Below are 12,310 nucleotides of genomic sequence, written 5' to 3'. Positions count from 1 at the left end.
CGGTCGTCGGCGAGAACCGCCTGTTCCAGCACCTGCACGTCGGCAAAGGTTTTGCGAATATCCGTTCCCTCCGGCAGCCAGTAGTGGATCATAAACTTGGACATGGTCGACTTCGGAAAAAAAGAGCCCTGCACCTGGAAAAAACCATAGACAGCAGCCGCCAGCAGCGCCGCCATCACCCCGAGCGTCAACCAACGCCGCCGCAGACAAGCTTCGAGCAGGCGCCGGTAGCGGCTAAACAACGGACCGCCATAGACGTCCTTCAGCGCCGTCGGGGCGGCGCCCTCAGCCGCGGGTCCGGGGAGTAACCAGTAGCACAGCAGCGGCGTGATGGTAACGGCGATAATCCAACTCAAGGTCAACGAAAACAGCATGACCTGAAACAGACTGAGACAAAATTCACCGGTGTCGTCCTGCGACAGGCCGATGGCGGCAAATGCCAGTATGGCAATCACTGTAGCGCTTTGCTGGGACAGGCACCCCTGGCGTTCTGGGACATGGCGTTTGCTCGTTGGACCGTTTGCTGGGACAGGACCGTTTGCTGGGACAGGCACTCCTGAATTCTCTTAAACTCTAAATTGACAATCTCACACCCTTATCCTAAGATCGCTACTCCTCAATCGTTAATGGATCTAACGATGACTCGACCTCGGAAAGCACTCGTCTCTGTTCAAAATACGCCCTACTACCACGTGGTTTCCCGCTGTGTCCGGCGCACCTTCCTATGTGGCATCGATCAGCACACCAACCGAAACTACGAGCATCGCCGTCAATGGATTGTCAACCGCATTCGGTTGTTGTCTTCTCTGTTCTCGATTGACGTCTGTGCCTATGCCGTGATGTCCAATCACTACCATATCGTCGTCAAGCTAGATCCAGAACAAGCCGAATGCTGGCATGATGATGATGTCGTTGAACGCTGGACCAGCCTCTACAAAGGCCCCTTGCTAGTCCGACGTTATCAAAGCGGCGAGCCTTTGGCGCCTGCCGAATTGGCGACTATCGCCGACATCATCACTGTGTGGCGCCAACGTTTAACCGACTTAAGCTGGTTTATGAAGTGCTTAAACGAACCTATTGCCAGAGAGGCCAATAAAGAAGATCAGTGCACCGGCCACTTCTGGGAATCTCGTTATAAGTCTCAAGCGTTGTTAACTGAAGAGGCCCTGTTAAGTTGTATGGTCTACGTTGACCTCAATCCAATCCGAGGGGGCCTTACCAAGGTGCCTGAGTGCTCTGATTACACCAGCGTCCAGGAACGTATAGCGCCGCGATTTGATTTGGCCAGCGCCATTAAAGAACAGAAAGCGCAGAGTGCTTTTAATCGCTTTGATTTGCCTTTAAAGCCGCTGCTACACTTCTCCGATAGCATCACAGACGGCGTATACCCTGGGATTCCATTTAGTCTTGCTGGCTATTTAGAGCTGGTTGATTGGACTGGACGCGCTATTCGAAGTGGCAAGCGAGGATCTATCCCTGATAGCTTACCGCCGCTTTTACAGCGTCTTTCAATGTCACCCAAAACCTGGCTGCAACATAGCCAAACCTTTGAACAAATCCACACGGCGCTATTCAGAAAAACCCGGGCTCGCAAAAAAGTCGCTTAAAATCATTTCTTGAAACTTCTATCAAGGTATACTTTGACGGGTATTTGTGTTCTAGGCTGATGGTGTTGGCTATATTTTCGTAGACTTACAGCCATTTTCTAATCATCACTTAATTTTTTCATTATCTCAAAAACTCCTGCCGCCTTAATAAAAGACAGCTTTGTCTTTGGCGAGTATTTTGGCTGCGTGCTCTCGTTTTTTTAGCGGTGCCTGTCCTTGCTATTCCTTTCTATTGTTTTTTTCCTTGCTATTTTGCTATTGTCTTTTTAGCGGTGCCTGTCCTTGCTATTTATTGCTATTTCTTGCTATTTGTTGCTTGCTAGCGGTGCCTGTCCTTGCTATTGTGTTGCTATTGTGCCTGTCCTTGCTATTTGCTTCTTGCTATTTGCTTGTTTTCTTGCTGTCTCTTGCTATTGCGGTGCGTCAAATCGAGATAGACTTACTGTGAGTCCTTGATCTCATCAATTATTTCTTCTGCTGATTGGTTAAAATAATAGAAATCCGGTAAGCTCTTTCTTCCTAAACCTGAGACAAAACACGGATTGACATAGTACTCTCCTTTCACACTTGACTCAGTTTTATACAAGAATAGAAGATAGCTTGTATCTATATGCAAAGCTGGATACGCATGTTCGGGCAAATCTAGCACAGCACCCTTTTTAATCTGACCTTTTAAAGATTTTTTGACCTTAACCCGATAGTTGGGCTCTATTAGGGCATATCGCTGGTAAAAATCATCAAAGTCAAATTTTTTAGAATCACATAAAGATGAATCGCTATTGCATCCTTTATCAATCAGTAAATTAGCAACTTGCTTTTTCGTTCTTCCAACCGTAACTACATCTGCTACTACGATTAATGCATCAGAAAAGTTTCTGATGTCAAAGTCAGTTCTAACACAATCTAATGCTAACGCATACGGCGTAAGCGAAGACCAAAAAATAAATCTAAGGATTTTAATACTCACTATCACCTCGGCCTGTAAATATCAATATCATTTCTCCACCGCCCATCCATATAGGTATGGATTTTATAAGGAGCAGTGTCTGTCTTTATAAAAACACCTTGGAGCCTATCAGAACCCGAGGCAAAAACATTGTACCTTGGACGGCTGGCAATAGCTGTTGCTAAATCGCCATTGTGTAAAGAATGCCCTGACGGATGACGGTGCCATATAGTATGACTCTTCGGTGACAACAAAAGCGCTCTTGTGGAGCCATAAGCATGTCCTGGCTTATATGCAGATCCAATAGCGCTGATTGTGGAATTATCTCCTGAAACGACAGCCCATGGCTCAACGCCAAAGTCTTCAGAGATAGATGTCAAAACTTCACTTTGATCCAAGGCAAGTGCAGCTGCTTTCGTTCCATCCTCTCCTGATCCAAAGCTCTTGTTCAATAGGTCTTTTCTAACGATATCGAGTCTTCTATCAATCTCTTCTATTTGTTCTTCGGATAACGGTGATAACTGTCTCCGCTTATTATCGGATGGAGGAACATCTGGGGGATCGTCGGTGGTTGATAGTCCTTGCAGCGCCGCCGCAAAAGCCGCATACGCCGCCCCATTTGCAAACTTCCCACCCGTCACCGTCGACACTGTGCCACCCATTACCGCCGCACCAATCAGCCGGCCTACAAACTGGTTGCCAATGGACTTGCCAAGACTATTCCCCAACTGGCCGCCCAGTGTGCTACCCAACCCCGCACTGACAAAGCCGTGACCGAACTTACCGCCCTGCAGCGCTGACGTAACCCCGCCCAAGGTGCCCATCGCCACTACCTCGGTAAATCCCGGCGTCGTCCCCGGCGGCAGTAGATTACCACCGATATAGCTCATAGCAAAGGCCGAGACGCCCGCCGTTAACGCCTGGCGCAGACTTCCCCCCTGCATCAGCGTCTGGGCAAACGAGGCAATACCTACCCACAGCGCCGCGACCGCCAAGTTAGCGCCGGCCGCATAAGCGGCGATCCCGACAATAAGCGGTATGATGTGCCCGCTGGGGTCCGTGTATTTGGTCGGGTTGTTCAACACATAGCTATAACGGTTATAAGACTGTGTCATATCCGGGAACTGAATAACAGTATCTGCCTGTACAAACCGCCCCAACCGCGGATCGTAGATACGCCCGTTCATATGAATCAGGCCCGACTCGTCAAGCATCTCATGGCCGGTGTAGCCCCGGGTGGTGATACTGTGATCAAAGTTGAGAAGACTGGTGGTAGTCAAATCTTCCCAGTCAACCGCCGCCCGTCGCTGGCCCCAGGCATCAAAACTCATGGTTTTGCCAACAGCACCGACCGCATCAGTGATCACATCGACAGACCCAAGGTGATCTTTATAAATATAGTGTGTGGCTCTCCCGGTCTGAAAGCCGCTGCTGTCGCGATACAATGTAATCAACACATCGCCAGGGAGGTATCTTTTGACTTCCCGAGTACCATTTGGGCGGGTAATTTTCTCGACCCTGCCGATATACCGCGTCGTCGTCGTGCCATTGCTGTCGGTATCCACACGCAGGTAGCGCGCGCGACTCGGCCCATAGGTAAAGGCCGTCGTATGGCCGCCTTTGCTAATGGTCGCGGGCTTATCGAAGGTGGTATAGGTGATGGTCCTGCCGCCAAAATCACCCACGGCGGAGTCACTGGTCATATTACCATTGGCGTCATAGCTATAGCCGACCCCGTCACCGGTGGAGGTAACAGCGTGCGGTCCGGCGCTGCCGGCTCCATACGTATAGGCACCCACGCCGGTCTTAAACACAATATTGCCCAGACTGTTATAGCTGACGGTTTTCGCAGCTTGCCCCGCAACCTGTGAGCGCGTCAAACGGTTTAAGCCATCGTACTGGAAACTCTCATTGACATTTTTTGCACCGCTTTGATCGTGCCGATTGATCAGGTTACCGATATCGTCCCACGAGTAGGTGTGATCCTGCACATTCCCCCCCAGCAACCGATCAGCTTTCAGACCGATCAAGCGACCGCCGGCAGGGTCGTAACTTGCCGTGCGGGTAATCCCGTTGCCGGACATATATTCAGTGACATTGCCCCGCAGGTCCATCGACTGCACGATGTAGTATTGCGTTTTCGGTTGGCCGCCGGAGATAACAGCATCCACTACTGCATTGAGGTAGCCGTAAACGTTGTACTTATGCTCGACTGCATGGTTCTGCCAAGTGCCATCACCGGCCGCGTCGAACTCCTGGAATATGCGGCCGTATTCATCGTAGGTGATCTTTTCGTAGTGGGCGTCATTCGCTGCAAACTGTTTCACGGTGTCGTCGAGACGGCCGAAACCGTCGTAACCGATCATCTCTATATAGCCACTGACACTGTCCTCGACACCCAACAGAGCCCCCAGGGCGCCGCCGGTGGTGGCATTGTTATAGGTCCAGGTGCTATTGCTTTCCACACTGTTGTCAGCTCGTTTATCGACACGATTTACCAGACGGCCCAACTGATCGTAGGTCATTGTACGGGTCTGATTTTTAGCGTCGGTCTGTGCTATCAACTCACCAAATACATTGTATTGGTAACTCCACTGCCCTTTATCCGGATCATTCATGCCGACTTTTCGACTCAGCTTATCGTAAGTCGTGGTAATCATAATGGTGTGAGGGTCGCCCGGACCACCGTGGTTGGTGGTCGTCAATACATTGCCAACCGCATCATAATCGAAGCTGATCTGTCCACCGAGATGATCATACACAGACACCAACTCGCCCAAGACATTTTTGATATCGGTTTTTGTCTGCCCAAGCGGGTTGGTCGTGACGGTCGTCAAGCCGGCGTAGCTGACTGTCACCGGATTGGCAGCATCGGGCAAATCCGTTCGAATGACGCGCCCCAGCAGGTCGTAACCGAACACTGTCCAATAGTTTGCAACACCACTGTGCGGTTCAGATTGACGCTTTACTCGACCGAGATTGTCATATTCCGTATCGATATGCCCCCAAGTTCCGTCAAATTGCAGGGTACTGACCCGTACCCTGCGGGCCAAGCGGTCAAAGTACATCCGGCTTTGCCTGCCACCCGCCTCGACCGTTGTGGTCAAATACACCGCATCGCTGGGGCAGGTGAAATCGCATAGACTCCACAGAGTCTGGCGGTAATTGCCCGTCTCGCCCGCCTCAAAGTATTGGCGTCCCAGGGCGCCATAAGTGATATGGGTTTCCACACCATTGATATCGGTCACGATAGTCGGCTGGCCAAAACTGTTCCTGGCCAATATCTGCTCAGTGACCTGTCCATAAACGTTGGTCACCTGGTCTCTATGCCGACCTCGACTGTCAAAAACGGCCACACTGACACGGTTGGCCACATTGGCACCGCTCTGGGTGGATTTTGTTTTATTGCCGAAGCTGTCGTACTCGTAGGTTGTCGTGAGAGCATAAGCCGGATCGCCGGGTTCTATAACCTCAGTTCTCAGCAGTCCCTCGTGAATGCCGCCCCCGTAATAGGTGAACGCCGAGCGGCGCGTGGTACTCAGACTCCCTCTCACCGTCGTCACCTCGGTGTAGCTCAAACGACCGAAGCGTTTGTCCCAATCCGATGCGCCGTAATCGTTTTCTGTGGTTTGCGTGGATACCAGTGCATTACCGGCATCATAGTGTTGCACTACAATATCGGTGGGGTTGCCATACAACGCATTACTGTCAGCAACACCGTCACCGTTGTAATCATCGTAAATATAGGTAGTGACGATTTTTCGGAAAATATCACCGGGTGTTGCGCCGTTGTTCACCAGACTATAGGTTTCCTCAACACTTTCTGCCAAGAAAAGCTGGTAGGGAGCCGGAGGGTTGCCGTTATTCCAGTTTTCTAATTCCCAGGTGTTGTTGACCTCACTCAACAGATGGCCCTCGGCACTGCGGACCTGAGTGTTCTCAGGGCGGCCGGTAAAAGGAAAGTCCTGCCGATAAGTGGTCGTGGTCTCCACTCCTGTCTGCCTGTCCACGGAACGAAGTCGATGGAAACCCAAAATCCCGCGGCCGCCGGCCTGAAGTTTAGCTTCCCCGTAGTAGTAATCGATATGACTTTGTGCCTGGGTGTTACCCGGCACAGGCGCAGAGCCCGCCACCTGAGTCACCACATAAACAGGCGCCATCAATTCCAGGACCGGCGAGGTTTTCCCCAATGTCTGACTGCCGGCCGGTAAATCCCAGGGGCCGTTTAAGGCCTGATAAAACGGCGCGGGACTGGTGTAGCAGTAGGGTATGACTTGATTAAAAATCGTTATCTCATCGCAAATCTGGCTGGTCGATACCGTCAGGCGATCATAGTGAGTGGTCTGTGCCAGCGATCCGTAGTGAATTTCCAACCGATTGCCCAATCCGTTGGTGATGCTTTCAATTTTATCCGCCTGAGCACTATGCCCAAGAAAAGTAACTAATCGGTCATTCACCAACGACGTCTTGTCCAAACGACCATCGCCATTGAGGTCGACAAAGCGATAGGCCGGCGAGATAGACACGGAGGTATCATGCATACTAATGGCAGCATCAAAGCCGGCGCCGTTCCAGGGGCGCATCCACACATTGTCACTCTCGGTGTCCAACCAGAAGACATCGGTAGCACCATCGCCGTTGTGATCAGCAAACTGCAGTTGCGCTTTTCTGTAGCTGGGTAACACACCGAAGCTCTGTGCAGGACCAAAGCCCGCACCGGTGTTGATACGATAGTACCAGGTGTTATTACTCTGCCCACCATTTTCATAACCGTCATAAAACAGGTCGCTCAACCCATCTCCGTTAAGGTCGACGGGGCGGACACTGAGCATCGCGGGGTCAGAGCCTTGAGTGGTATATTGGAAATACGTTTGCGGCGCTGACACGGTGCCATCCAGTGTCAGCGCGTAATAGCTAAGGATGGTCCCCCCGGCACCGGGAAGGCCGAAGGAAAAATTCGATTGCAACCACAGATCACTGACACCGTCACCATTGAATTCAAAACCACCTGTAATGCTGTAAATACCCGGGCCGTAGGTGGCCAGTAAATCACTAACCAATGTGCGTTGTGGACCAAAAGCGTAGTAGCGGCTACTGGTCTCAACCTCGCTCGGGTCGTGTTCCAGATACCGGATATACAGATTGCCGTTGGCAATATACACCGCATCGACCAAGCCGTCAGAGTTGGCGTCCATAAACACCGTTTCCTCACTGGTCAACGGCGTATTGATTGGCACGGTACCCAGTCTCCAACTGCCATCCGCTTGCGGGGTTGACAAAAAAACCATCCATTTTTGGTTGTCGAAGACGATCACATCATCGCGTCCGTCACCGTTATAGTCGATGATATGCCACTTAAACGCTTCTGTAACATTGGCACCATTGGCATAAAACTGTTGGTCCGGCTCAAACGATGTACCGTTTGACAAGGCGAAGCGGAAATATTGGTCGCTGATCCTGTTACCGTCGTAATCGGGCTCCAACCACACCAGGTCCATATTACCGTCACCGTTAATATCCGCATGATTGTAAGAAGCAACCGTGCGATCAAACTGACGACTCATGGTGATCGACCCACTGGCGGTCTGGCTAAAACCAAACTGATGAGCCGGCCAGCTAAATACCGTGGCGGGCAAACAGGTACTGCCGAGACACTCCTGCACACTGTTCAAGCGACTGGTGGAATTGACACTGTTAGTCGCTTCGTAACCGAGTTGGTAAGTGCGGATAACCGTGCCAAGGTTGTAGCTGGTGATGGTATTGAGACGACGAGCGGTAGTAAACGCGTGACCGGCGACATAGCCGCGAATGGTATCGGGACGGTTTTCATAGTCAAAGACAATCCGCGCACCGTAGTTGGCAGGCCCGGCATTTGCGCCGTAGGCGTAACGAACTTCGCTGATACGCTGGCCGGCGACATCGTTGGCGTAGAAAAACCAGATGGCGTTGCCAACACTATCCTGCCGGCGTTTTATCGACCAGGCCAGAGTCTGACCGGCACCATTGTTCTGCTTGGCATCGGCAAAGCTACCCCCGGGTGTGTTGCCGTAGTAAGCTACAGAGCCATCTTTGTGCTCAACGACGAAATAGTCCGGGTGCCCGGCACTCCCCCCTCGCGCAGTGACGACCGACTGAGTATCGATTTCGGTGCGATACACTGAATCGGGGGCACCATAGCTCCCCGACACCGCCATCAACCGCTGCCCGTCCAGGCAGAAACGGTCATCGCCGTCCCACCGCAGTGGTTGTGCCTGGCCTTCGTGTTGCAGTGTCTGCCGGCAGCGGGTGACGGCAGACAAGCCTCCAATCATCCACCCTTTACCCAGCAAACCATTGCCCGCCTGACTCGAATAATTCAAGGCAATCTCCGGTACGACTCCCGCGGTGCCTGCCGCCGCGACAATCGGCATATGATAGGTTGCGGCTCCGCTTTCATCGACCCGGAAATTTCCCGTGCTGGTGCCCACCTGGTCGGAAGCCACTACCGCGGGGTCAGTGAGTGCCGGCGCCTGTGCCAACACCGGTGCCGGTGGAGGGGCCGGCGGCAGGTCCCCCTGCCCCACGTAAGTCTCCTTAATGGCCGAATAGGCAGAACATCCGAGACTACTGCAGGCACGGACCCGATAATCGTATTGACCGTTGGCCAGGCCCTGCTCAGACCAGGCTGTATTGCCGTTGTTCTGTAGGGTACTCCAACCACTATTGTTAAACCGGCGCTGTAGTGTGTAGCTGGCGGCACCGGTCGAGGCCGTCCAGGTAACCGTATAGACGCCGTCGGCATCCACCGCCGGCGTGGTAAGGGTCGGCGCTGCCGGTTGGGAAACGGTGACGACAGCCGAGGAACGCCAGTCGGAACAGGCGGTAAAACTCGATACGGTGTGGCAGGCGCGCACCCGGTAGGCGTAACTATTGACGCCCAGACCGCTGAATACCCGGCTGGTCCCACCGCCGGTATATTGTGTCGTGAAAGCGCCGCTGCCGATTTTTTGCTCCAGTTGGTAGTGACTAACTATACCGGTAGAGGCCCCCCAAGAGACGGTATGGCTGCCGTTGTAACTCGTGGAAGGCGATATAGTGAGCGACGACGGCATACTGGGCACTACAGCGACAATGACCTCGATGGGGTCCGTATAGAACGACTGGTTAATAGGGAAGCCGAACTGCAGATGGGTCCGGTAAAAATACTGGCCATTGGCCTTGTTACTAAAGTTTCTGGTATATTCTTGATAACCTTGTGCATACTCCAGTTGTGTCCAGGTGCCACCACTCCCCACTTTCTCCTCGAGAGCTACCTGATGGGCATTGCCGCCCCAGGTTATCGAGTAGCTGCCGTTAGTGCTGGTGATATCTGCTGTTGAAGTCGTCGCCATAGTCGCTTGGGTCGCAGAAAACGCCGAACAGTCCGGTAAACCACAGGCTGTCACGCGGTAGATGTCATTACCGTAAAGCATAAGTGGCCAGGTCTTGCCATTAGCCCGCTCTTGGAATGTATCCGTATTATCAAGATGGATCGACGTAGGCTTTAAGTGTGCCCCAGAAAGCGTGGCCCATGCCGGTGTTGCACAAGACAACAGTATGACGGCTGACCAATAGTGAGAGCGGCCCGACGACATAGATCGCCACACCACATCAGTTGCTAAATACAATCGCCAGGCAAGATAGAAGAAAAAAATAACTGCAACCCAAGAAGCAAAAAAAACAGAATTTTCCATAACAGCTCTTCCTCTGTTTTATACTTATAAATCCATCGACATTGCCGGGGCCTGTCATCGTTTTTTGGCCAGACGGAAAATCACCAGGGAGCGGCAAAGTTTACCCATAACTCTAATACGAGAGTCAAGCAAATATAGGCGGAATATTTTTTTAAAACTTTTACAACGATTCATCCGCGTCCTGTTCGAACGGATACGACACCGCCGTGCAACAGCCGACTGATAGGTGTGAGCTTGAAACGCTTTCGGACCGGATCTGGCTTGCGTTTCGAATCAACCAGATGCTTGAATCCTCATAAGAATCACCCAGCCTGCGGGCGACAAATATTAAAAACCACCGTATACAACACCGGCACCACCACCAGCGTCAACACACTGGCAAACGATAACCCCGCCATAATCGTCACCGCCATACCGACAAAAAAATCATCCCGCAACAGCGGCAACATACCGAGCACTGTAGTCCCCGCCGCCATCAACACCGGGCGGCAGCGCGACACCGACGCCTCGATCACCGCCTCCCAAGCATCGTCCACCTGCGCCCGGGTCAGGTTTATCTGATCGATCAACACAATCGCATTTTTGATCAACATCCCCGACAAACTGAGAAACCCCAGTAACGGCATAAAACCAAAGGGTTCGCCGCTGGCCAGCAGACCGGCGCTGACACCGATAAACGCCAGCGGCACCGTCAACCAGATAATCAACGGATGGCGCAGTGAATTGAACAATACCACGGTGATCAACACCATCAGGCCCATGGCGACGGGAATACCGGCGGCCAGGCCCTTCTGCGCATCGGTAGCGGCATCGTGTTCACCGCCCCAGGCGATACTGTACCCCAACGGCAACGACAGCGTTTCGATGGCTGGCCGCAGGCGCTCGAACAACTCGCTCGGTAACTGTCCCGGCGGCGGCTCGGCACCGACGGTAATGGCGCGCTTGCGATCGAAGCGGTGAATTTGCGCATCCTCCCAACCGGTGGAGAACCCCGATACCACCTGGCGAATCTGGATCGCCGATTGCAGTACCGGACTCCACACCTGCACATTGCCGATCTGTGAGGCATCCAGGCGCTCCGCCGCGGGCGCGCGGGAATAAATAGGAATCAGCTCGTCGTTCTCCCGGTACACACCCACCAGCAGGCCGCTGAAATTGGTCTGTAGCGCTTCATTCAAGTCGGTGCGGTCGACACCGGCAAACTGCGCCTGGCGCTCAGCATAGAGCGGGCGCACCACTTTCACCCGCTGGCGCCAGTCATCGCGAATTTCCACCGCCTGTGATGCGTACAACAATACCTTGACCCGCTCGGACAGTGTGCGCAACACCTGCGGGTCGGGACCGCTGATCCGCACTTCAAACGAGGAGTCGGGACTGGGGCCGAGATTGAAACGCTGCAACTTGGGTTCGGCATCGGGAAAGTGCTCCGCCAGATACACGCGGAAAGTGTCCATCAGCGAGTCTATCTCACGATAGTCATTGACACTGACCAACAAAAAAGCATAGCTGTCATTGGTCTTCTCCGGCGAGTAAGTGAGGATAAAACGCGGCGCACCCGCGCCGATAAAACTGGCCACCGAGTCGACGCGGTCGTCGGCGAGAACCGCCTGTTCCAGCACCTGCACGTCGGCAAAGGTTTTGCGAATATCCGTTCCCTCCGGCAGCCAGTAGTGGATCATAAACTTGGACATGGTCGACTTCGGAAAAAAAGAGCCCTGCACCTGGAAAAAACCATAGACAGCAGCCGCCAGCAGCGCCGCCATCACCCCGAGCGTCAACCAACGCCGCCGCAGACAAGCTTCGAGCAGGCGCCGGTAGCGGCTAAACAACGGACCGCCATAGACGTCCTTCAGCGCCGTCGGGGCGGCGCCCTCAGCCGCGGGTCCGGGGAGTAACCAGTAGCACAGCAGCGGCGTGATGGTAACGGCGATAATCCAACTCAAGGTCAACGAAAACAGCATGACCTGAAACAGACTGAGACAAAATTCACCGGTGTCGTCCTGCGACAGGCCGATGGCGGCAAATGCCAGTATGGCAATCACTGT

Annotated in this window: 5 protein-coding genes; 1 reads left to right on the top strand and 4 read right to left on the bottom strand. The window is 53.0% G+C overall.

The features are described 5' to 3' along the window. Nucleotides 1–455: efflux RND transporter permease subunit (locus tag FKG94_RS28015; RefSeq protein WP_179957849.1), on the bottom strand; the 455-nt coding region annotated here is incomplete at its 3' end. 183 nt (nt 456–638) lie between these two features. Between FKG94_RS28015 and FKG94_RS28010 the strand changes: the two genes are divergently transcribed. Then, a complete protein-coding gene (locus FKG94_RS28010; protein WP_142930264.1) occupies nt 639–1,607 on the top strand; it encodes a transposase in 969 nt (322 codons plus the stop codon). A 439-nt stretch (nt 1,608–2,046) separates the two neighbouring features. Here FKG94_RS28010 and FKG94_RS28005 read toward each other — a convergent pair whose 3' ends face one another. The 3 genes from FKG94_RS28005 to FKG94_RS27995 all read right to left on the bottom strand — a co-directional run. Further along, nucleotides 2,047–2,574 carry a hypothetical protein gene (locus FKG94_RS28005; protein ID WP_142930263.1) on the bottom strand — a complete coding sequence of 176 codons (528 nt, stop codon included), beginning with the start codon at nt 2,572–2,574 and terminating at the stop codon, nt 2,047–2,049. 2 nt (nt 2,575–2,576) lie between these two features. Then, nucleotides 2,577–9,923 carry an FG-GAP-like repeat-containing protein gene (locus FKG94_RS28000; RefSeq protein WP_179957848.1) on the bottom strand — a complete coding sequence of 2,449 codons (7,347 nt, stop codon included), beginning with the start codon at nt 9,921–9,923 and terminating at the stop codon, nt 2,577–2,579. A 644-nt stretch (nt 9,924–10,567) separates the two neighbouring features. Next, nucleotides 10,568–12,310: efflux RND transporter permease subunit (locus FKG94_RS27995; protein WP_142930261.1), on the bottom strand; the 1,743-nt coding region annotated here is incomplete at its 5' end.

Source organism: Exilibacterium tricleocarpae (assembly GCF_007004655.1).
GTDB lineage: Bacteria > Pseudomonadota > Gammaproteobacteria > Pseudomonadales > Cellvibrionaceae > Exilibacterium > Exilibacterium tricleocarpae.
This window is presented reverse-complemented; position numbering and strand designations above follow the sequence as displayed.

Bases quoted from the DNA above. Each gene is read 5' to 3' on its own strand.
- FKG94_RS28010 (WP_142930264.1), top strand. From the start codon at position 639: ATGACTCGACCTCGGAAAGCACTCGTCTCTGTTCAAAATACGCCCTAC.
- FKG94_RS28000 (WP_179957848.1), bottom strand. From the start codon at position 9,923: ATGGCGACGACTTCAACAGCAGATATCACCAGCACTAACGGCAGCTAC.